This window comes from Acinetobacter sp. YH12063 (assembly GCF_013419715.1).
In the GTDB taxonomy this organism is placed as follows: domain Bacteria; phylum Pseudomonadota; class Gammaproteobacteria; order Pseudomonadales; family Moraxellaceae; genus Acinetobacter; species Acinetobacter amyesii.
In genome coordinates this window covers 57,085-78,952 of the sequence record NZ_VOZO01000001.1, presented here as the reverse complement: position 1 = coordinate 78,952, position 21,868 = coordinate 57,085, and the positions used below count along the sequence as shown (strand labels likewise).

At 40.0% G+C, this 21,868-nt stretch carries 21 protein-coding genes; 20 read left to right on the top strand and 1 reads right to left on the bottom strand.

All coding sequences use genetic code 11. From position 1 onward, the window contains the following. Positions 1-55: 55 nt before the first annotated feature. Positions 56-400, bottom strand: coding sequence for a DUF4124 domain-containing protein (locus tag FTU12_RS00380; RefSeq protein WP_257227269.1), 345 nt, complete (start codon positions 398-400; stop codon positions 56-58). Between the two features lie 699 nt (positions 401-1,099). Here FTU12_RS00380 and FTU12_RS00375 point away from each other — a divergent pair. The 20 genes from FTU12_RS00375 to bamB all read left to right on the top strand — a co-directional run bounded on the left by FTU12_RS00375 (position 1,100) and on the right by bamB (position 21,724). After that, positions 1,100-2,827 (top strand): acetolactate synthase 3 large subunit, encoded by a 1,728-nt coding sequence (locus FTU12_RS00375; RefSeq protein WP_168378448.1) that lies wholly within the window; start codon positions 1,100-1,102, stop codon positions 2,825-2,827. After that, a complete protein-coding gene (ilvN, locus tag FTU12_RS00370; protein WP_078189625.1) occupies positions 2,824-3,315 on the top strand; it encodes an acetolactate synthase small subunit in 492 nt (163 codons plus the stop codon). The genes FTU12_RS00375 and ilvN overlap by 4 nt, the downstream gene beginning before the upstream one ends. Positions 3,316-3,424: 109 nt before the next feature. After that, positions 3,425-4,441, top strand: a complete 1,017-nt coding sequence (gene ilvC, locus FTU12_RS00365) for a ketol-acid reductoisomerase (protein ID WP_180021019.1) — start codon at positions 3,425-3,427, stop codon at positions 4,439-4,441. 705 nt (positions 4,442-5,146) lie between these two features. Then, positions 5,147-5,971, top strand: coding sequence for a hypothetical protein (locus tag FTU12_RS00360; RefSeq protein WP_257227268.1), 825 nt, complete (start codon positions 5,147-5,149; stop codon positions 5,969-5,971). Between the two features lie 836 nt (positions 5,972-6,807). Next, positions 6,808-7,308, top strand: a complete 501-nt coding sequence (locus FTU12_RS00355; protein ID WP_180011654.1) for a hypothetical protein — start codon at positions 6,808-6,810, stop codon at positions 7,306-7,308. Positions 7,309-7,400: 92 nt separating this feature from the next. Continuing rightward, positions 7,401-8,129 (top strand): molecular chaperone, encoded by a 729-nt coding sequence (locus tag FTU12_RS00350; RefSeq protein WP_180021015.1) that lies wholly within the window; start codon positions 7,401-7,403, stop codon positions 8,127-8,129. A gap of 5 nt (positions 8,130-8,134) precedes the next feature. Beyond that, positions 8,135-10,444 carry a fimbria/pilus outer membrane usher protein gene (locus tag FTU12_RS00345; RefSeq protein ID WP_180021013.1) on the top strand — a complete coding sequence of 770 codons (2,310 nt, stop codon included), beginning with the start codon at positions 8,135-8,137 and terminating at the stop codon, positions 10,442-10,444. Between the two features lie 13 nt (positions 10,445-10,457). Beyond that, positions 10,458-10,868 (top strand): hypothetical protein, encoded by a 411-nt coding sequence (locus FTU12_RS00340; RefSeq protein WP_078189619.1) that lies wholly within the window; start codon positions 10,458-10,460, stop codon positions 10,866-10,868. Between the two features lie 275 nt (positions 10,869-11,143). Further along, on the top strand, positions 11,144-11,317 hold the full coding sequence (locus FTU12_RS00335) for an ATP-binding protein (RefSeq protein WP_180021011.1): 174 nt from the start codon (positions 11,144-11,146) through the stop codon (positions 11,315-11,317). A gap of 243 nt (positions 11,318-11,560) precedes the next feature. Next, on the top strand, positions 11,561-12,838 hold the full coding sequence (locus tag FTU12_RS00330) for a glycosyltransferase family 4 protein (RefSeq protein WP_373684132.1): 1,278 nt from the start codon (positions 11,561-11,563) through the stop codon (positions 12,836-12,838). 193 nt (positions 12,839-13,031) lie between these two features. After that, complete coding sequence (locus FTU12_RS00325) at positions 13,032-13,583, top strand: phosphatase PAP2 family protein (protein WP_180089874.1); 552 nt, start codon at positions 13,032-13,034, stop codon at positions 13,581-13,583. Positions 13,584-13,704: 121 nt separating this feature from the next. Then, the gene (gene iscX / locus FTU12_RS00320) at positions 13,705-13,905 is read left to right on the top strand and encodes a Fe-S cluster assembly protein IscX (RefSeq protein ID WP_078189615.1); all 201 of its coding nucleotides are present in this window, start codon (positions 13,705-13,707) and stop codon (positions 13,903-13,905) included. A 109-nt stretch (positions 13,906-14,014) separates the two neighbouring features. Next, on the top strand, positions 14,015-14,446 hold the full coding sequence (ndk, locus tag FTU12_RS00315; protein WP_078189614.1) for a nucleoside-diphosphate kinase: 432 nt from the start codon (positions 14,015-14,017) through the stop codon (positions 14,444-14,446). Positions 14,447-14,569: 123 nt separating this feature from the next. Further along, a complete protein-coding gene (rlmN, locus tag FTU12_RS00310) occupies positions 14,570-15,805 on the top strand; it encodes a 23S rRNA (adenine(2503)-C(2))-methyltransferase RlmN (protein WP_078189613.1) in 1,236 nt (411 codons plus the stop codon). A 15-nt stretch (positions 15,806-15,820) separates the two neighbouring features. Beyond that, complete coding sequence (gene pilW / locus FTU12_RS00305) at positions 15,821-16,624, top strand: type IV pilus biogenesis/stability protein PilW (RefSeq protein WP_078189612.1); 804 nt, start codon at positions 15,821-15,823, stop codon at positions 16,622-16,624. Further along, positions 16,615-17,409: a RodZ domain-containing protein gene (locus FTU12_RS00300; protein ID WP_078192662.1), complete on the top strand. Its 795-nt coding sequence runs from the start codon at positions 16,615-16,617 to the stop codon at positions 17,407-17,409. Before pilW ends, FTU12_RS00300 begins: the two co-directional genes overlap by 10 nt. 23 nt (positions 17,410-17,432) lie before the next feature. Beyond that, positions 17,433-18,554, top strand: a complete 1,122-nt coding sequence (gene ispG / locus FTU12_RS00295) for a flavodoxin-dependent (E)-4-hydroxy-3-methylbut-2-enyl-diphosphate synthase (protein WP_180007218.1) — start codon at positions 17,433-17,435, stop codon at positions 18,552-18,554. Positions 18,555-18,557: 3 nt separating this feature from the next. Beyond that, positions 18,558-19,853, top strand: coding sequence for a histidine--tRNA ligase (gene hisS / locus FTU12_RS00290; protein ID WP_180005380.1), 1,296 nt, complete (start codon positions 18,558-18,560; stop codon positions 19,851-19,853). Between the two features lie 30 nt (positions 19,854-19,883). After that, the gene (locus tag FTU12_RS00285) at positions 19,884-20,582 is read left to right on the top strand and encodes a tetratricopeptide repeat protein (RefSeq protein ID WP_078192660.1); all 699 of its coding nucleotides are present in this window, start codon (positions 19,884-19,886) and stop codon (positions 20,580-20,582) included. Next, complete coding sequence (bamB, locus tag FTU12_RS00280; protein ID WP_078189607.1) at positions 20,579-21,724, top strand: outer membrane protein assembly factor BamB; 1,146 nt, start codon at positions 20,579-20,581, stop codon at positions 21,722-21,724. The genes FTU12_RS00285 and bamB overlap by 4 nt, the downstream gene beginning before the upstream one ends. Positions 21,725-21,868: the final 144 nt, after the last annotated feature.

Here is a 21,868-nt window from a genome sequence, read left to right as displayed (position 1 = left end):
GCGATGCTGCCTAGATGTAAATAATTTAAGTCAAAATTGCAGACTTTAGCGTGAATTATTGTGCTGCGGCAGCTACCGCTTGAGCTTGGCGGAGAGCTGCATTGGCTTCGCGTTGTTGTTCTGCTTGTTGCTCATTTTGTTCATTCGACTGTTCGGCTTCACGTGAAACCTCTTGTTGGCTTTTGGCTGGAGCAGATTGCGTAGTCGTTGTTGCGCCATAGGTATTTACTTTACCTTTACGCTGCGCATTTTTTGGCGGTGGCGTGGTGGTGTAATGCGTTGAACCTTTTGCATCTACCCATTTGTAATATTCTTTCGCTGAAAGGTCCAAACTGGTCAGGCAAAACGCCATGCTAGATAAAATACAGGCAGTGCGAGCAATCGTCGTCTTCATCATCATATATTCAGTCCCAAAGTTATAGTGATCATGCAAAATTATGCTGAAAATTTTGCGCTTTTTTGACAGCAGAATCTATGCATTTTTTAGCACAAAGGATAAAAGGGGCATCGTGTGGGATGAATAACTTTGTGAATGATAAATTGTGGAATTAATAAGCAATCAAAATATTGTGTTCTTATCATTCAATCCATGCATTAAGTTGAAAGTGAGGCAATTGAATGAAAAACTCACAGCCATTCATTTAATTTATTTATTAGATTTATAAAAGTATTTTATTAAATGCATGCTAACTGGTTATAAATAAACAAACTACAAAGAATGCAAAGAACGGGAGTGTGCTTAAAAAACAAACGGTCTGTAAGTAATCAGAAAAAAGCCGATTTTTAAACTTGACTTTAATGGTTGAAACTACAAAAATGCTGTCTTTAGTTTTATATGCCTTAGATCGATCACCCTTCGAATGAGTGCATTTTAGCAATGGACTTCTTCTCTAGCCGAGAAGTTGAACAAAGCCAACAAAATATGTTTATCCCAACATGTTTTAGACCCCATATTGCTCAAACAGCAAGCAGGTCAGATTTTTTTCTTATTGCTATGAAAACTATGAAATTTGTGTGCTATAACAGAGCACACAGTTAATGAATTAACCACGACAAATGCCCTCCATTTGTGCGTGAAAAAAGATTAGGGTGAATCACGTTGGAACTTTTATCTGGTGGTGAAATGCTCGTACGCGCTTTAGCGGACGAAGGCGTTGAACATGTTTTTGGATACCCAGGCGGCGCAGTACTGCATATTTATGATGCGCTATTTCAACAAGAAAAAATCAATCATTACCTAGTGCGCCACGAGCAAGCTGCTGGTCATATGGCTGATGCTTACTCACGTGTCACAGGTAAAACAGGTGTCGTACTAGTGACATCTGGTCCGGGTGCTACAAATACCGTAACTCCAATTGCAACTGCGTATATGGACTCAATCCCAATGGTGATTTTGTCAGGTCAGGTTGCAAGCCATCTTATCGGTGAGGATGCGTTCCAAGAAACTGATATGGTCGGTATTTCGCGTCCAATCGTAAAACACAGCTTCCAAGTACGTCATGCAAGCGAAATCCCTTCTATTATTAAGAAGGCATTTTATATCGCTTCAAGTGGTCGTCCGGGTCCTGTTGTCGTTGATATTCCAAAAGATGCAACGAATCCTGCAGAGAAATTTGCTTACGAATATCCTGAAAAAGTGAAAATGCGTTCGTATCAACCGCCGCATCGTGGTCACTCAGGTCAAATTCGTAAAGCAATTGATGAATTGATTCATGCCAAACGCCCAATTATTTATTCAGGCGGTGGTGTGGTTCAAGGCAACGCTTCTGCACAGTTGACAGAACTTGCACATTTATTGGGTTATCCAGTAACCAGTACCTTAATGGGTCTTGGTGCGTATCCGGGCAATGATGAACAGTTCATCGGTATGTTGGGTATGCATGGTACTTACGAAGCCAATATGACCATGCACAATGCAGATGTGATTCTGTGTGTAGGCGCGCGCTTCGATGACCGTGTAACCAATAATCCAGCGAAATTCTGTCCAAATGCAAAAGTCATTCATATTGATATTGACCCAGCAACGATTTCAAAAACAATTATGGCGCACATCCCAATTGTGGGTGCAGTAGAGCCTGTATTGACTGAAATGTTGGCTCAATTAAAGCAATTGAATGTGTCTAAACCAAATCCAGAAGATATCGCGGCTTGGTGGAAACAAATCAATGAATGGCGTCAAGTTCATGGTTTGAACTATGATAAACCAACTGATGGTTCAATGAAGCCACAGCAAGTTGTTGAAGCATTGGATAAAATTACCAATAGTCAAGCCATCATTACTTCAGACGTTGGTCAACACCAAATGTTTGGTGCGCTTTACTACAAATACACACGTCCACGTCAATGGATCAACTCAGGTGGTCTAGGAACCATGGGTGTAGGTTTGCCATATGCTATGGCAGCTAAACTTGCCTTCCCAGATCAACAAGTAGTGTGTATTACTGGCGAAGCATCGATTCAGATGTGTATCCAAGAACTTTCTACATGTAAGCAATATGGCTTGAATGTAAAAATTCTATGCTTGAATAACCGTGCATTAGGTATGGTTAAGCAATGGCAAGACATGAACTACGAAGGTCGTCACTCAAGTTCTTATGTTGAGTCACTTCCTGACTTCCCTAAATTAATGGAAGCGTATGGGCATGTGGGTATTCAAATTGATCATGCAGATGAACTCGAATCGAAGCTTGCTGAAGCAATGGCGATCAATGACAAGTGCGTGTTTATTAACGTGATGGTTGACCGTTCAGAGCATGTATATCCAATGTTGGTTGCTGGCCAGTCAATGAAAGATATGTGGTTAGGCAAAGGAGAGCGCACACAATGAGACATATTATCTCTGTACTTGTAGAAAACGAAGCAGGTGCGCTTTCACGTTTGGTAGGTTTATTCTCTCAGCGTGGTTATAACATTGAGACATTAAACGTAGCGCCAACAGAAGATCCGACGCTTTCGCGTTTGACTTTAACCACGTATGGCGATGAGCATAAAATTGAACAAATCACCAAACAACTCAACAAGCTTGTCGAAGTTGTTAAAGTTGTTGATTTGTCTGAAGGTGCTCATATTGAACGTGAATTGATGTTAATTAAAGTCAAAGCACTCGGTTCAGCACGTGCCGAAATTAAACGTACTGCGGATATTTTCCGTGGACAAATCGTAGACGTAACGCCAACGACATATACCATTCAAATCGCAGGTACAACTGAAAAGATAGATGGTTTTATTGATGCCTTAGCTGAAAATACAATTCTAGAAGTTGTACGTTCAGGTGTTTCAGGTATCGCACGTGGCGAAAAAGTTTTAACTATCTAATTTTATATATTCACCTCACTCCTATGGGTGAGGTACTTGAAACGTGAATAATCAAACAGAATCACGGTATCAAGTTAAAGGAAACGAAAGCATTTTAGCGGAGACAGCAATGCAAATTTTTTACGATAAAGACACAGACTTATCTATCATCCAAGGCAAAAAAGTAGCAATCATTGGTTATGGTTCACAAGGTCATGCTCATGCGCTTAACCTTAAAGATTCAGGCGTTGACGTAACTGTAGGTCTACGCGCTGGTTCTACTTCTTGGAAAAAAGCTGAAAATGCTGGTCTTAAAGTTTCAGAAGTTCCTGCTGCTGTAGCTCAAGCTGACTTAGTTATGATTTTGACTCCAGATGAGTTCCAATCACAACTTTACCGTGACGTAATTGAGCCAAACATCAAGCAAGGTGCAACGCTAGCATTTGCTCATGGTTTCTCTGTTCTTTATAACCAAGTTGTTCCACGTGCTGACCTTGACGTAATCATGGTTGCTCCAAAAGCGCCTGGTCATACTGTACGTTCAGAATTCCAACGTGGTTCAGGTGTACCTGATCTTATCGCTGTTCACCAAGATGCTTCTGGTAATGCACGTAACGTTGCGCTTTCTTACGCTTCAGGTGTTGGTGGTGGCCGTACTGGTATTATCGAAACTTCATTCCGTGAAGAAACTGAAACTGACCTTTTCGGTGAGCAAGCAGTCCTTTGTGGTGGTGCTGTTGAATTGGTTAAAATGGGCTTCGAAACTCTTGTTGAAGCTGGTTATGCACCAGAAATGGCTTACTTCGAATGTTTACACGAACTTAAATTGATCGTTGACTTAATGTTCGAAGGCGGTATCGCGGACATGAACTACTCAGTATCAAACAATGCTGAATATGGCGAATACGTAACTGGCGTTGAAGTAATCAACGAACAATCTCGTGAAGCGATGCGTAATGCGCTTAAACGTATTCAATCTGGTGAATACGCGAAAATGTTCATCCAAGAAGGTGCGTTGAACTATCCTTCTATGACTGCTCGTCGTCGTCAAAATGCTGCTCATGGTATTGAAGTAACTGGCGGTAAGCTACGTGCAATGATGCCTTGGATCCAAGCGAACAAAATCGTAGACAAAGAAAAGAACTAAGTTCTGATATCTAAGTCAAAAAGCCCTTGTTTTTAACAGGGGCTTTTTTATGCCTTACAAAAGACGGTATCAAGGCTGCGTGCCTCAAATGATGTAAGCAGTGCTTTTATTCCTTGCGCTTCACTCAGAACAGTGTTCTGAGTTTGCTCATACCTTGGATTCAAGCGAACAAAATCGTAGACAAAGAAAAGAACTAAGTTTTGATTTCTAAGTCAAAAAGCCCCCTGTTTTTAACAGGGGCTTTTTTATGCCTTACTGAAATCAGCATAAAGGCAAGTAAAACCGTTGATAAAGAGAAAAACTAATTTCTCCAATCAATTGATTTGAATGTGGAAGCCCACTCATTTGAGTGGTATTTAAATTTGCTAAGTACCTAGAAAGGATAAAAGGCAGTACGTGGCCTCTTTGCGTCCACAACGGTGATTTGCTTTTTGGGCTTCATTCAAAGCAGTACTTTTTCTTCCTTGTATTCAAGTAAAAAAAGTTGTAGAGCAATAAAAGAACAAAATTTTATTTCTCAGTCAAAAAAGATGTTTTTAATGGGGATGCCAAAGATTGGAAACATGGGCTTTAAAAGCGGCACCAATTTAATCTAATGGTTTGAGTCATAGATAGTTTCAAAACTCCTATATTTGTGTCATCTGTGTTGAATTTAGGTTGTGATAGAGTAGGCATTATTCATGCTGTATGGAGTGTGTAATTGCAATGAAAATATCAAAACTCTCTCTTTTACTCGCTCTTTGTCTACCTGTGGTGGGTTTTGCACAAGATGCAGATATAGCACAGCCTGAGTTAAAGCCTTTACCTGATGTTCGCATATCCATGCAGCGGATGCTTCGTTCGACTGAAGGGCGCTATTTCTTAGACTTGTATGCTGGAATATGGAATCCGCACGGGACTTTGACTGATCTGCAAGAGCCCAAACAAATTAACTTTAAAGGGACTCAAAAAGCTGATTTTATTGACTTGAATTCAGTTAATGTTGTGACTGAACAAAGTGCTGCAACAGCTTATCGATTAGCAGGAACATTGAATGCAAATACAGGCTCGTTTAAAGCTGAACTGACGGAACAAACGGCACCACCATCTACAAGTTATCTACAGTTTGAGCCTGCGTTTAAAGCTGTAGATAAACCTATCCTGCTGTTTAAGTTTTATGGGGTGCAATCCGCAGACCAACCTTATGGGAAGTCTCTAAAACGCGTAGATGTGATTAATAAGTCAAATGGCACAGTACTACAGTCTTTACAAGGCTTTAATGCCTTTGGGAGTAGTATAGGATTCTTGGATGTTAATTTTGATGGATACTATGATGTTGTACTCTCAGATACCTCTGATGGTCGAAAAATAGAAGATAAGCAATTTATTTATTGGATGTACAACCCTAAAACGAAGAATTTTCAGCGCTCACCACAATTGGAAAAAATTGCAGGCTTCCCAAAATTAAAAGGAGAGTTGCAGCAGATCGACTTTGGATCAGGTCAAATCTTTCGAGTCGATCAAGGATTGCTTTATCCAGTCAGTGAGTAAGTTAAATTTTTTAAAAAGCCCCATAACTTGGGGCTTTTTTTATTTATAGAATTTTCTAAAGAAGAATGTAGGCAGTTTTAAAAGAGGTATTCAGTATTTTGAATAAAAAATCAAAGTAAAAAGTGCGTTGAAAGAGAGGAGCTGAATTTCAATATGCGTGATAGTTCATGTAATAAATGAGATTCTAAAAAATTGAAAAACAAAAATCTGAAATTTAAAGAAAGAAAATATGATTTACAAAAGCTTAACATTGGAAACTAAGACGTGTTTCAAAACCTGTAATTTAATACAAAGGCTCAGTATTTGGTGACGTAATTCTTGTATTGCGTTTCAAAAGACATACCTGAAAGTGGTGATTATACATTTGAGATTCTATTTAAAATTTAAATTTAATCGGTCTTTACTATTAATATGGTTGAATATTCATGTAGTATTGGTTTGTTTGAAAATTATTTTGAACTATTTCACAAATATTTGGTGAAATATGTAACAGCCTATATTATTTTTAATGTTACTAAAATTAATAAAAACAATAAGATATGTTATACCAAAAAATAGGGATATGAAAAAAATCCCCAAAATTTGGGATAAAGAGAAAAATTAAATAAAAATATAAAAATTAAAAATATTTAATATATTACAACCACATAATTTAAATATTCGTAAAAAATAATATTACATGAATATTCGTGTGAATATTCCGCATTAGGTTCTTTTTTTCTCCACATGATTAAGAATGAATCAGCACCTAGGGAAAGTAAGATTAATTAGTTTTTCTTAATAAATATCCTTTGATGCACATACTAATAAATCTCATATGAGAATGGAGAAGTGAAATGTCTACATCTAAAATTTTAACCGCAGTACTATCTGCAACATTGTTCGTAGCACTTCCAGCAACATCTGCAATCGCTGGTGGTAAAAAAGAATCTAAACAATGTGGCGGTGCGCCGTGTGAAGGCGAAATCGACATCGAGTTACAGATTCTTAAAGCATGTGAGCTTTTGGTAGGTAAAGACATCAAACTCGTTGAAGACAGTTATAGGGGTGCTAGTGGCTTTACAGTTACAACGAACACTCCATATACATTAAATCTATCTACGCTAAACGCGGGTTCAAGTGCAGATACTTTTGTAAAACATGAAACCACTAGTGACAAAGTATTTACAAAAATCACGACTTCAAAAGGTGGTGTGAATTATCCAATCGGTTCTACACCTGTAACTGGTATGAGCGTTGATAACTTTGCTGTATCTGTAGCTCCAAAAAATACAATTTCAGGTACTCAACGTGCTGGTACATACAAAGATACTTTATATATCAAAGTAGCTTACTAATCCAAATTTAGGGAGTTGATTCTACACAGTTAGGGTCAACTTCTTTTTATTTTTGAATTGATAATAATATTTAAATGTACTGGGGTGGGTATATGAAAAGTTTATTCAAAGTCGTTTCATTTAGTTTAATGACTTGCTTATTGAGTCCTCAAATATTTGCAGGTATTTCAATTAGCCCTGTGCAGTTATATTTAACCGATAAATCTAAACAACGCAGTGCGACATTTACTTTGGAGTCGAAAGGGGATGATGAGACACCACGTATTTTTGAGGCTCAAGCATTTAAATGGACTCAAAATGCCGCAGGGGAAGATGTTCTTTCACCTGAATCCAATATTATTATCAATCCGAAAAACTTTATTTTAAAACCAAATTCAAAACAAATGGTTCGTGTGGGTTTTACTCAATCTGTAGAAAGTATGAATCTACAACAAGAAGAAGCATGGCGTATTATTTATACTGAGCTACCACAAGTGACGAACTCTGAATCGAAAATTGCACTGTTATTAAGTATTAATGTGCCATTTTTTGTCGGCAAACAAGAACCCGCTTATTTGAAATTTATTGCCAAAAAAACGAATGGTCGCACCATTATTCAGGTTGAAAATTTAGCAAAATCACACATTCAAATCCAAAAACTTTATGTCATCGATAAAAGCAAAAAAACAGTCGCTGAATCTTCCGATATGAAATATTTATTGGCATTAGGTAAAAACCAATACGACATCGGGAATGTTTCTTTACAAGGCGCTAGTAATTATAAAGTCGTTGTGGAAACAGATAAAGGTGACACTCCTTTGGAGTTTAATTTAGTTGAGTAGTGGCTATGAACAGAATTACATTGCTTCTATATTGTATTTTATGTGCTAATTCTGCTCATGCAGAAGCCGTTGATATGCCTGATGATTTATTTCCAACCAGTATTTGGGTAAACGAAGTAGACCGCAAGAGCGAAGTATTATTACTGACTGAAAATAACAAGTTTTATATAGAATGCGCAGATCTTGATAAGCTGCAAATCAAAGTAGAAATTCTGAAACGACATGCAACTAAAAATTCATTTTGTTTGGTAACGGATCAAGATATTCAGTCTGGATTTGATCCTCAATTGCAAGCCGTCAAAATTAATCTTCCATCAAAATATTTCTTTGGGCTAGAAACTGATACCTTAATCAGCCAGCCGATGCCTGCAAATTTTGGTGCATTTCTTAATTATGAAATGCATTTTGAAAATAATACTCAACATAATAATTTTGGTGTGCTACCTGAACTGGGCGTGTTTAAAGACAATTGGATTTTAAGAAATAATGCCTTTTATCGAAATAATAAAGGTGATGATTATCGTGAAGAAAAATTCGTCAGGTTAAATAGTAGTCTTGAGTTTGATTTTTCTAAAAGTGCGACCAAACTGGTTATTGGTGATACGACCTCTGCATATAGTGCATTAATTCATGGTGTGCGATTTGGTGGTTTGAGTTTTGGTACAGACTATACGTCACGCCCAGATTTCGTGTATTGGAATATTCCAAGTCTAAAAGGCAGTGCGGTTTTACCTTCGACTGTTGATTTATATATTGATGGCGTAAATATTTATCAGAAAAAGATTTCACCTGGAGATTATAACTTACAAACAGGTGCCAATATTGAAAGTGCCGGTACAGCGCAAATGGTTGTACAAGATGTATTGGGGAATACCACTGTTCGAAGCTTCCCGGTATTAATTAGTAGTAAATTGCTTAAAGAAGATTTAAATGATTATAACATATCATTAGGGAAACTACGCTTCAGTTATGACGAAGAAAATAGTGATTATCGCGATTTTTTTAGTTCAGCCTATTGGCGTAGAGGTGTCACCAGTCGTACCACGTTGGGTGCAAGTGCAACCTATAGTGACAAAGTAAAAAATGCAGGACTGCTATGGACGCAAGCGGTCAATCGATGGTTTGTTTTAGACAGTATTTTTTTAGGCAGTAAAACCGATGACGACGATGGCTATTCTGCTGGTTTTGCTATCAGTCGTAATTTCGGGAAACTCAATTTTGGTGTGAGTTCTCGTTACGCTACAAATGATTATCGGGCGTTGGGTTATGAAGATAATCATATTTTTCCAAAATTTGAAAATATGGCGTATTTGAGTTTTGCTAATTTTCCATTCTTTCAAAATTTAAACCTGAACTATATCGAACAAACCCAGTATGAATCTAATGATCCTTTATTTGAATTAGAGGATCGCAAAATGCTCACAGTGGGTGTGAGTCGCGAAATCACACAGAATTTAATGTATACCGCCAATTATTTTAAAGAATTTGGTGATAGCGATGACTCAGGTGCCTTTATTACATTTTCTTATAATTTTGGTGGTGGTAAACGTATTCAGGCTGATGCAGGTACCAATAAATCCGGCGGTGTACGTTTCATCCAAAATGCATTTGGTGAATATGGTGCAAATTATGCGCTCGGTGTGGATTATCGTAATGATGAAACGGTATTAAATGCCTATGGTGGTTTGTCCACTAATGTTGGTGATTTAACCTTGAGTCATCTCTATAGTGAAAATGATTCAACAACACAGGTTGGCTACCGTGGCGCTATGGTGTGGTTGGGCGGTCAATACGCATTGACCAGTTTTGTCGATAATGCTTTTGCTTTAGTGAATGTTGGTGGTCGTGAAGATATTGATGTCATGCGATCAATGTCTCCAGTCGCGAAAACCAATAAAAAAGGCTATGCCTTTGTACACGATATCGTTCCTTATATTAATTACGATATTTCATTCGATGAAAATCAATTGCCGATCGAAAGCAAAGTTCCAAATGCTGCACATCGTTTAGTTGCGTTAAGACAGCGTGGTTATAACATTAATTTTTCAGTATTTGATACACAACAAATATTGGTCAAAATATTGGATGAACAAGGTCATCAATTTGTGGCAGGAAGTGAAGTTGCAATTGATACCCCAGAAGCTGATGTTTATCCAGTGGGTTCAGATGGCACGGTAATGTTATATGGTTTGGTTGAAGGCTACTACAAGTTGACGGTGAGGACCAGTGGTGGTCGATCTTGCCAAACAGCGTTAACAGTGCCGAAAAAGGTAGAAAACCAAACTCCTGAATTAATTACATTGCAGTGTAAATAAAGGAGTATTTCCAATGAAAAGTATTTTACTCATCTCAGCAGCGTTATTTAGTTCAATAACATTTGCAGCACCGAGTCGCTGTGAAATGGGACGAATCAGTGAAACCAATATGCGCTTGGCGAATTACTATAATAGTCAAGCGGCAAGTTCATTTAGTGTCGATTGTTCAGGTAAATACCGCATACGCTTTAATAGCCGAAATTTGCAGGATACTTCGGGCAGTAGTTTTGTAACGAATGGCCCGATTAAGCTGAAAACACGAATGACTGTTTCAGGTGCGATGGAAAATCTGTGGAATGTTTCTACCGAGCAAGGCGCTGGCAAAAATAACTATGTGATTGCTGTGCGTTTGGTAGAACGAGTGAATGCAACGACACCTGCAGGAATCTACCGCGATACAGTCTTTGTAAATATGGTGTTTTGAGATGCTTAGCGACCGATTTTCTTCATGGCTAAGGTGAATAATGCAGAGTGCTGATTTCGTTCATACCGCTAGATTGAAGCTTGATGATAGATATTTAGGTGAATCTTGGGCTCTAATCTAAGTAGCTTAATTTTCTGCTATGCGTATAAAGTCAGAAATGAAGGAAATTTGATTTCAGCATATGCTTCCCCGATAACAACTTTAGACACCGTTTTAATCAGTTATTTGATGAGCTCGATATACACGCTAAATGGTCAGTTCCTGCAAAATGGGAAGTGGATGTTACCCCATTGGAATGTCTAAGCTTACAGCGCGTAGCTGAAGAAGCATTAACCAATATTGTGAAGCATAGTCATGCGACCGTGGTGCAGATCCGAATTTATTATGAAAACTCGGCGTTGATAATGGAAGTTGAAGACAATGGCGTGGGGGGATGTGGATCTGGTTAATCAAGCTGGTTTGAGTGTGGGGCTTCGTAGTATGAGTGGGTGTTTAGAAAGGATGAACGCAGATATGCAAATAGCTTCTCGTGCGGGTCAGACGATTTTAAAAGTGATTAAAAACTACGGATAAATCATGATTTTGTAGATGAAATAAGATAATTTCTTTCAATAAACTGTCATCAAATAATCATCAAAATGCAAAAAATTGCTGCTTAAACTGTGGATATACATTTATAAGAAGCGTGTAAGATCATGACAGAATCGGCTAACGATTTGGGGTGTATGCAGGATGAACCTGCACGCTTTCAATTCCAATTTAAGCATATGCAATCACGAATGGATATGCAAACGGTCTCAACTTTAATCCGTCCAGGTCTAAAAATCGCCATTGTTACAGATACGTGGGCGCCAGAAATTAATGGTGTTGCACATTCTTTATTGCAGTTGTGTAAAGGCTTGCAGCAACAAGGCAACTCAATTTTTTTAATACGTCCTGAACAGTCCGAAAGTTGTCATGATTTCAGACCTGATCAAGAGTGTTTGGTTCGAGCGCAGTCGATTCCTAAATATTCAGGTTTACAATTTGGCTGGCCGCAACTAATTAAACTGAGTAAAGCTTTAAAAAAAGCCCAAGTCGACATTGTGCATATAGTCACTGAAGGACCTTTGGGATTTGCTATGCTTCAACTGGCGCGTTCTTTACAGATTCCTGTGTCCAGTGGTTTTCATTCGGCCTTTCATGATTTTAGTCGCTTCTTTGATTTAGCGTTTTTAATGAAGCCTGTACAACATTATTTACGATGGTTTCATAACAATACTCAACTCACCTGTGTCCCGAGCCAAGATACTGCGGATGCCTTGCATCGATTAGGTTTTAGTTGTCCATTGGTGGTGGTGGGGCGAGGTGTGGACCATAGTCGATTTTCTCCCTCACATTATCGAGCAGAACTGAGACAACAGTGGCAAGCAGATGAACATACCCGCGTGATGCTCTATGTCGGTCGGCTATCTCCTGAAAAAGAGGTGGATGTTTTGATTTCTGCCTACCGTTCGATGTTGGCTATGGATGCACGAACGAAATTGGTCATTGTGGGTGATGGGCCTGATCGTGAACGACTAATGCAACTGGCAAAATCCCTAGATGTTATTTTTATGGGAAGTTTAAGTGGTCAGGCTTTATCGGAAGCCTATGCCAGTGCGGATGTTTTTGTTTTCGCAAGTCAGGTTGAGACCTTTGGTAATGTGGTTTTGGAGGCAATGGCCAGCGGATTGCCTGTGATTGCATATAATGCCGCATGTGCCCAACTGCACGTGAGAAATCAGCAAACGGGATGGTTATGTCATTTATCTCGAACCGATGAATTTATTCGGCTTATGCAGCAATTGCCGCAACGCGCTAAATTAAAAACAATGGGCATCGAGGCGGCAAAAGACGCTGCTAAAATCGGATGGCAATATCCTGTACAGCAATTTGAGCAAGCGCTATATCGCGTGGTGGATCAAGCCATGATGAGCCAATGGAGCTAGCGTTATTGGCTATATTGAAAAGTTCAACATCTTCAAAAATCAATATTCATCGAACTGTCATTAAAGCATCATTGCACTGTCAAAAAGAGAACCTAAGCTGAGTTAAACAAAGATCTAAACTTGTAAAAATAACAACACAAATCTAGCTCAACCCCAACACAGTCAGGCTTTGACTGTAGATAGGAGATTAGCGATGAATTTTAAAAATGCAAAAACAAGAATGCTGCATCTCGATTTAAAAGGCTGTATTTATCTCAATCATTTTTCACATCAACAAGTTGTCGCTGACATATTTAAAATGGTGAGTCGACTTGGTGATGGTGTGTTTTGGTATGTCATGTTGGTGACGGTTTGGATCGTGCAGGGCATCTCCTACAGTGTGCAAATCGTCTATGTATTACTGGGTGGTTTCGTCGGCACCTCGATCTATAAACTCCTCAAAAAGAAAACTGTGCGCCCAAGACCGTACCAAGTGCATCAAGTGATTCGCTTAGGTGAACGCCCTCTAGATCATTTTAGTTTTCCATCGGGGCATACTCTACATGCGGTCATGGCAACAACAGTGCTGGGCTATATTCAACCCATGCTGTTGGTCTTAATGTTGCCCTTTAGCTTATTGGTGGCATTATCCCGCATGATCTTAGGTTTGCATTACCCAAGTGATGTGGCAGTGGGTGCTGCAATAGGCGCTGCAGTGGGTGCGGCGATTATTCTCTGTGCACCTCTTTTGGGTTTGGTTTTATAGTTTGATGTGGACATCACAATTGCAAAATCTGGTAATAAAAAAATTAAAAGGGTTTATCACGTCCAATTGCTGAAATTTGTTAAAGTAAGCCATCATTCTATAGACGATGTTAGGAAGACCCATGGGTTTACGCTGGACAGATACCATTGATATCGCAATTGAGCTGTATGAAGCTCACCCTGATGTTGATCCGCAATGGATTCGCTTTACTGACCTACATGCATGGGTATGTGCATTGCCAAATTTCACTGATGACCCAGAAAAGTCGACTGAAGGTCTGCTTGAGGGAATTCAGATGGCCTGGATTGATGAGGCAAGTTAATCCCTACATCGAAAAAAGCAATTTTTTTGTATAGCAAAAGCAGAAAATAGCGCATTATTCGGTATAATGCGGCAAATTTTTCACGTCAAATTGACTTAAGGAGCCTCTCATGGCTATTGAACGTACTTTATCTATCGTTAAACCAGATGCAGTTGCTAAAAACCACATCGGCGACATCTTTGCTCGTTTCGAAAAAGCTGGTCTTCAAATCGTTGCAACTAAAATGAAACACTTGACTCAAGCTGAAGCTGAAGGCTTCTACGCTGAGCACAAAGAACGTGGTTTCTTTGGTGACCTAGTTGCATTCATGACTTCTGGTCCAGTTGTAGTTTCAGTTCTTGAAGGCGAAAACGCAGTTCTTGCTCACCGTGAAATCCTTGGCGCAACTAACCCTAAAGAAGCTGCTCCTGGTACTATCCGTGCAGACTTCGCTGTAAGCATCGACGAAAACGCTGCTCACGGTTCTGACTCTGTAGCATCTGCTGATCGTGAAGTTAACTACTTCTTCGCTCAAACTGAGATCGCTCCACGTACTCGTTAATTCGAAGTATTCAAACCAGATAAGTGGTATACTGCTTGTCTGGTTTTTTTATTCTCTGAATAATTCTTTGCTCAATAACTGAGCTTCTCCTTTGATCTTTAGACATGGTTTAGGTAATTACACATGAGTACTGAAGTAGTCGCTACATCAGCTGTTTCTGATGCACAGCAACAATCTCCATCCGCTCCGACGCAGCAAAATACTGTGGAGAAAGTGAATTTACTGGGCATGTCACGTCCGCAAATGGAAAAATTCTTCGAAGAAATGGGGGAGAAGAAATTCCGTGCTGGGCAGGTGATGAAATGGATTCATCAGTTCTTCGTGACTGATTTTGCTGAAATGACCAATATTTCTGGTAAATTGCGTGAAAAACTAGAAAAGATTTGTGAAATTAAAGCGCCTGAAGTGGTGCATAAAAATTATTCAAAAGACGGTACTCGTAAATGGGTGTTCCGTGTAGGTGATGGTGCAGGTTCATTGGTTGAAACCGTGCTCATTCCTGCAGAAGATAAAACCGGCGCACGTAAGACCTTGTGTATTTCGTCACAAGTGGGCTGTGCTCTGGACTGTTCATTCTGTTCAACTGGGAAACAAGGTTTTCAACGTGACTTGAGCCAAGCTGAAATTATTGGACAGCTTTGGATGGCGAACTTCTCTTATATGGAAGATGTGCCAGTTGCAGATCGTGAACGTTCAGTGACCAACGTGGTGATGATGGGCATGGGTGAGCCGTTGTTGAACTATGATGCTGTATTGAATTCAATGCGTATCATGTTGGATGACTTTGCGTATGGCATGTCGAAGCGTCGTGTGACTTTATCAACATCAGGTGTGGTGCCTAAAATTGACCAATTGGCACAAGACATTGATGTAGCCTTGGCAATTTCACTCCATGCGCCAAATGATGAACTACGTAACGAACTTGTTCCGATCAATAAAAAATATCCGTTGGAACAATTGATTGCTGCTTGTCAGCGTTATATCGCCAAAGATGGCAATGAAAGTTCACGTAAACATGTGACCATCGAATACGTGATGTTAGATGGTGTAAATGACCATCCTGAACATGCACAGCAAATGTTAAAGCTGTTGAAAAACTTACCAAGCAAAATTAATTTAATTCCGTTTAACCCGTTCCCGCATGCGCCATACGGTCGTTCAAGCCGTAACCGTATTATTTCTTTCCAAAAAACTTTGTCTGATGCCGGTTTTGTGTGTACGATTCGTCAGACACGTGGTGATGATATCGACGCTGCGTGTGGACAACTCGTGGGGCAAGTTGCTGACCGTACTCGTCGTGCGGAGCAATGGAAAAAGAAAGTTGCGCAGCAAAATGAGATACTGCGCTCACAAGGATAATAAAGAGGCAGCCAATTGAAAAAGTTAACGTATAAGTTCACTTTCGTTTCAGCTTTATGTGCATCGGTTTTGGCATTAACAGCATGTCAAACGCCTGAGATTGGGAAAAAAGACCCAGAGAAAGCCGTAAAAATCAGAACGCAATTGGCTGTTGAACATCTGAAAGCAGGGGATTTGGACTCTGCTAAACGCGCATTAGATCAGGCTTTAGAAGTGGATTCTCGCGATTCCCAAGCCAATATGATGATGGGTGTCTTACTACAACGAGAAGGCAGCCCAGCCAACTTAGAAAAAGCAGATAGTTATTTTAAGCGTGCAATTTCAGCAGACTCAAAAAATTCTCAAGCGCGTAACAACTACGGTACGTATTTATACCAAGTTGAGCGCTATAATGATGCGATTGAACAGTTCAGCATCGCAGGTTCAACTTTAGGTTATGATCAACGTTTCAAAGCATTGGAAAATTTAGGTCGAATTTACCTGAAAGTGGGTGATGTGGCGAATGCTGAAAAATCATTCAAACAAGCTTTGCAGGCTAATCGTGATTCCTATGTTTCAATGTTAGAGTTGTCTGAAATCTTTTATTTGAATCAGCAGTTCCCTGCTGCCACACAAATGTATGAACAATTTGTACGTGCAGTAGGACAAAAAAATCAGGGTGCGCGCGCACTCTGGATTGGCATTCGAACAGCGCGTGCCAATGGCGACAATTTGGGTATGCAAGTACTGGTTAACCAGTTACGTGCTTTGTTCCCAGAAAGTCCTGAATACCAACGCTATTTGCAATTACAGTACAGTACTGAGGCCGTATGGAAGTAAATCCTAATTCACCGCAATCGAATGGTTCGAGCGTAGCTCCAAATGCATTAGGAAATGTACAACGCCCAGGTGAGTATTTACGTCAAGTACGTATTACGCAAAAACTGGAACTTGAAGCTGTCGCATCAGAACTCAATATTCCATTAAAAACACTGACTGCACTTGAGCAAGATGATTATAAGTCATTGCCTGAAGCGACCTTTATTAAAGGTTACTACCGCACTTATGCCAAATATTTAAAAGTTGATGCAACCAATATCATTCAACGTTTTGATGATATTTATGCCAACGATACGGGATTGTTGCCAAATCACGCGTTAAACAACTCACCGATTAAAATAATGGGTAAATTACCTGGTTCTAATCGTGACCGTAATCGTAAATGGATCAAACGGGGTCTGATTGCATTGGCGGTGTTGTTGGTCATTGGTGCGATCGTGGCAGCGATTCAGGGCATGACCTCAGGCAGCGATAATGAAGACGCTGTGACCAATGATGTCGCTTCAGAAGTTCAAGTCCTCGACATGAATGGCGGAAATGCAGCGGTCAGTGGCGATCAATTGACATTGACCTTTAGTAGCCCGACTTCAGTACATATTGTTGATTCGACGGGTAAGGTGTTGGCGACGGGTCGTCAAGCATCGACGCTCAACTTAAACGGTGAAACACCATTCCAAATTCGTTTGGATGATGCAACAGCAGTGTCATTAAGCTTAAATAATGAAAATATTTCATTGTCACCATATACCGTAAACGGCAAAGCAGATTTCCGTTTATCACGTTAAGGGACAACAGAGCAGACTGAACAATGATTGAAAATCCAATTAAGCGCCGTCCAACGCGTAAAATTAAAGTAGGTTCGGTGTATGTCGGTGGTGATGCGCCGATTAGCATCCAAAGTATGACCAATACTGAAACCTGTGATGTCGAAGCGACCGTGGCACAGATTCAGCGCTGTGTAGACGTCGGTGCGGACATCATGCGTGTTTCTGTACCGAGTATGGAAGCTGCTGAAGCTTTTGGTGAAATTCGTAAACGTGTGCAAGTGCCACTGGTTGCCGATATTCACTTTGATTATAAAATTGCTTTACGTGTTGCAGACCTTGGTGCAGATTGTTTGCGTATTAACCCGGGTAATATTGGTTCTGAAGCCAAAATTCGTGAAGTGGTTGCGGCAGCGAAGCACAATGACATTTCAATGCGTATTGGTGTCAATGCAGGCTCACTGGAAAAAGATATTCAAAAGAAATATGGTGAGCCTACAGGTCAGGCTTTGCTTGAATCTGCAATGCGCCATATTGATATTTTAGACCGTTTAAATTTCCATGAATTTAAAGTGTCAGTCAAAGCATCCAATGTCTTTCTGACGATGGATGCTTACCGATTACTTTCTGCACAAATTGATAACCCATTACACTTAGGTGTGACTGAAGCAGGTGTCTACCGCACGGGTTCAGTCAAATCTGCTATCGCTTTAGGCGGTTTGTTGATGGAAGGCATTGGTGACACCATGCGTATTTCATTGGCCGCAGAGCCTGAAGAAGAAATCAAAATTGGCTTTGATATTTTAAAATCATTGGGCTTACGTTCAAACGGCATTAACTTTATTGCATGCCCAAGTTGTTCGCGCCAAGAGTTTAATGTCATCAAAGTCATGCAAACATTGGAAGAGCGTTTAGAAGATATTCGTACCCCAATGGATGTATCGGTGATTGGTTGTAAAGTAAATGGTCCGGGTGAAGCCAAAGAAGCCGATATTGGTGTAGTAGGTGCAAGTCCGCGTTCACTGGTGTATCGTAATGGCGAAAAGAGCCATTTAATTGACACAAATCAGTTGGTTGACGAAATCGAAGCGATGGTTCGTCAACGTGTTAGCGATCTTGAAGACGCTAAAGCTAAAGAGATTATTCGCACAAGTTTTTCTGAGTAGATCATGAGTTCAATCGTCGCAATCAAAGGTTTTAATGACATTCTCCCTACGCAAAGTCCTGCATGGAGACGTCTAGAACAGCATCTATCTAGCCTGATGGATGCTTATGGTTATCAGCAAATTCGCTTGCCGATTGTGGAGCAGACTCATCTGTTCAAACGTTCTATTGGTGATGCAACGGATATCGTTGAAAAAGAAATGTACACATTCTTAGACAAAGGTAATCCGCCTGAGTCTTTGACTTTGCGTCCAGAAGGAACAGCAGGGTGTGTACGTGCAATGCTTGAACATAACTTACTTCGTGGTGCTACACCGCGTGTATGGTATGTCGGCCCAATGTTCCGCTATGAAAAACCACAAAAAGGTCGCTACCGTCAGTTTCATCAATTTGGCGTAGAAACCTTTGGTGTTGCAACACCAGATCAAGATGCAGAATTGATTTTAATGACTGCGCGTTTGTGGAAACGCATGGGCGTTGCAGATAAAGTTCAATTAGAACTCAATACTTTAGGTGAGTCTGATGAACGTGCAGCTTATCGTGCAGCATTGGTTGAATTCCTAGAGTCACATAAAAATGACTTAGATGAAGATTCACAGCGTCGTCTAACCACGAATCCACTGCGTATTTTGGATTCTAAAGATGCAAAAACACAAAGCATTTTGGAAAATGCGCCAAAACTTCACGACTTTATGGGTGAAGAAACGTTGGCTCACTTTGCTCAATTGCAGCAGTATTTGACTGACGCTGGTGTTGGTTTTGTGATCAATCAAAAATTGGTTCGTGGTCTCGACTACTACAATAAAACGGTCTTTGAATGGACAACTACACACTTAGGTTCTCAAGGAACGGTATGTGCTGGTGGTCGTTATGACGGTTTAGTCGGTCAGCTTAAAGGTAAAGCAGACCAGTCTGTGCCTGCTGTTGGTTTTGCAATGGGTATGGAGCGTTTGCTTCTTCTACTTGAACAAGTGGAAGACAATACCCCAGTGCGTGACTGTGAGCTATTCTTGGTTTCAGATCCTGCAACTCAAGGTAAGGCATTGGTACTTGCTGAACAAATTCGTGATCAACTTGAAGCAGCCGGTAGCAACATTCGCTTAAAAGTTGGTTCACAAGGTTCAATGAAATCGCAAATGAAAAAAGCTGACCAATCGGGTGCTTTATTTGCTGTGATTTACGGTGAACGTGAGCAAGCAGCAGGGCAAGTGCTGGTAAAAGAGCTAGCGATTGCAGAACAACACGAAGTGAATGTGGCAGACTTTGTTGCCTTCATTATCGAAAAAATTTCTTCAAAATAATCCCTATAACATAAGGAAAAAGGTAATTTCATGAGCGCATTGAGTGAAGAAGAACAACTTGATAATTTAAAATCGTTTGCTAAAAAATATGGCTCTGCCATTGTTAGCGGCATTTTAATTGCGTTGATTGCCTTTTTCGGATGGGAATACTGGCAGAAGAAAACTTTGGCTGAATCACAAATGCAAACAGCCAAAGTCCAGCAGTTAATGGATGATGCTCAGTCGGCGACGGGTGACGCTTTTACACAACTTTCTGCGACTGCAGATAAAATTGTAAAAGAAGCGCCAGATTCGCCACAAGCCATCCAAACTCAGTTGCTTATGGCAAAATTGGCGTATGATAAAGCGGATTATGCCAATGCTGAGAAAGCTTTGAAAAAAGTTGAAAATTCAAAAGTTGATGATGCAGGCTTAATTCAATTGGTGAAATTACGTTTGGCGTATGCACAATTGGCACAAAAGAAATTTGATGAAGCATTAAAAACCTTAGAAGCAGTTAAAGAACCTGCTTTTCAAGCGACTGCAGATGAAGCCCGTGGCGATGTCTATGTTGCAAAAAATGATATCGAAAATGCAAAGAAAGTTTATCAAAGTGCATGGGATGCTTTGGTTGAGCGACAAGAAGAACGTCAAATTTTACAAATTAAACTCGAAAGTGTAGGCGTTTTAGTTGATGATCCTGAAATTGAACGTCCGATTATAGATACACAAGTGGAAGCAACTGAATGAATAGAAAATACAAAATTACCTGTGCGCTGACAGTTTTAACACTTGCTTTGGCTGGTTGTGCAAATAAAGGAAAAGTAGAAAAAGTAAAACCAAATCCTTTACCAAAATTGGAACAGGCAAAAACTTTAGCACCTGTATTTTCAAACAGTGTGGCTTCAACTGAAGAAGCAGATCCACTACGTTTACGTATGGATGCAGATAATGGCGTTGTTTTTAGCGTAAATCCTAATGGTGAAGTTCAAGCCTACAAAGGCAAAGAGCGTTTATGGCAGAAGAAAATCTCTAAACAAGGTTTGACTGCAGGTGTAGAAGCAGCTGACGGAATTGTGGTTGTTGGTAATGCAAAAGGTCAATTATTTGCATTAGATCAGGCAACAGGTGAACAAAAGTGGACAGCGCAATTAACCGGCGCGTTACTTTCACCGTCGTTGATTCAAGCAGGTCGCGTTATTTCAGTTACCAATGATGGGACGGTATACGCAAACGATGTGGCAACGGGCCAACAAACTTGGACCTATAACTTGCCAAATGTACAGTTTAGTTTACGTGGTATGGCAGCACCGGTATCACTCGATGCGCGTCATGTTCTCATCGCTTCTTCAAATGCCTATATCTATGTGATTGATGCATTGAGCGGTATTCCGAAAATGCAGCGTCGTGTTGCAGTGTCAGACGGTCGTTCAGATGTACAACGTCTCATTGATATTGACGGTGAACCGACTGTAGCAGGTCAATTTTTAATTACCACCAGTTACCAAGGCCAAGTGACAGCACTTGATCTTGCCTCACAACAAGTGATCTGGAGTAATGATGCGAGCAGTATTCAGCGTCCTGAAGTTGCAGGCAATGGTGTCTTTGTGACACAAACTGATGGTAAAATTGTGGCTTACGAAATTACCACTGGTCAAACATTGTGGGAAAATGACCAATTGCTTAATCGTAATTTGAGTAACCCAGTGATGTTAGGTCAAGACCTTGTGGTTGGTGATCTGGATGGTGTACTTCACTTAATCAACCCAGCGACAGGTGAGTTGGTTGGTCGTTCTAAAACCAGTGGTGAAGTACGTTCACTACGTGTAATTGACAATCAATTATATGTGTCGACACGTAAGGGTGCATTAAGCATTTGGCAGAACCGTTAATTTTTCTGCGGCTTATGTTAAAATAAGCCAAACCGTATTTTTAATGCGGGGGATTGAATCATCAATGCCCCGTGTTTTTATTTATTTTAGGCATTTATCCTATTTCCATTCTTCCTAAGCTTTCTGATGTTCAGACCAGACCAA

Coding starts and splice junctions, on each gene's coding strand:
- FTU12_RS00380 (WP_257227269.1), bottom strand. CDS start 400: ATGATGATGAAGACGACGATTGCTCGCACTGCCTGTATTTTATCTAGC.
- hisS (WP_180005380.1), top strand. CDS start 18,558: ATGAGTTCAATCGTCGCAATCAAAGGTTTTAATGACATTCTCCCTACG.
- iscX (WP_078189615.1), top strand. CDS start 13,705: ATGGGTTTACGCTGGACAGATACCATTGATATCGCAATTGAGCTGTAT.
- FTU12_RS00360 (WP_257227268.1), top strand. CDS start 5,147: ATGAAAATATCAAAACTCTCTCTTTTACTCGCTCTTTGTCTACCTGTG.
- FTU12_RS00285 (WP_078192660.1), top strand. CDS start 19,884: ATGAGCGCATTGAGTGAAGAAGAACAACTTGATAATTTAAAATCGTTT.
- FTU12_RS00340 (WP_078189619.1), top strand. CDS start 10,458: ATGAAAAGTATTTTACTCATCTCAGCAGCGTTATTTAGTTCAATAACA.
- FTU12_RS00350 (WP_180021015.1), top strand. CDS start 7,401: ATGAAAAGTTTATTCAAAGTCGTTTCATTTAGTTTAATGACTTGCTTA.
- ilvC (WP_180021019.1), top strand. CDS start 3,425: ATGCAAATTTTTTACGATAAAGACACAGACTTATCTATCATCCAAGGC.
- ilvN (WP_078189625.1), top strand. CDS start 2,824: ATGAGACATATTATCTCTGTACTTGTAGAAAACGAAGCAGGTGCGCTT.
- rlmN (WP_078189613.1), top strand. CDS start 14,570: ATGAGTACTGAAGTAGTCGCTACATCAGCTGTTTCTGATGCACAGCAA.
- ispG (WP_180007218.1), top strand. CDS start 17,433: ATGATTGAAAATCCAATTAAGCGCCGTCCAACGCGTAAAATTAAAGTA.
- FTU12_RS00300 (WP_078192662.1), top strand. CDS start 16,615: ATGGAAGTAAATCCTAATTCACCGCAATCGAATGGTTCGAGCGTAGCT.
- bamB (WP_078189607.1), top strand. CDS start 20,579: ATGAATAGAAAATACAAAATTACCTGTGCGCTGACAGTTTTAACACTT.
- FTU12_RS00325 (WP_180089874.1), top strand. CDS start 13,032: ATGAATTTTAAAAATGCAAAAACAAGAATGCTGCATCTCGATTTAAAA.
- FTU12_RS00345 (WP_180021013.1), top strand. CDS start 8,135: ATGAACAGAATTACATTGCTTCTATATTGTATTTTATGTGCTAATTCT.
- ndk (WP_078189614.1), top strand. CDS start 14,015: ATGGCTATTGAACGTACTTTATCTATCGTTAAACCAGATGCAGTTGCT.
- FTU12_RS00355 (WP_180011654.1), top strand. CDS start 6,808: ATGTCTACATCTAAAATTTTAACCGCAGTACTATCTGCAACATTGTTC.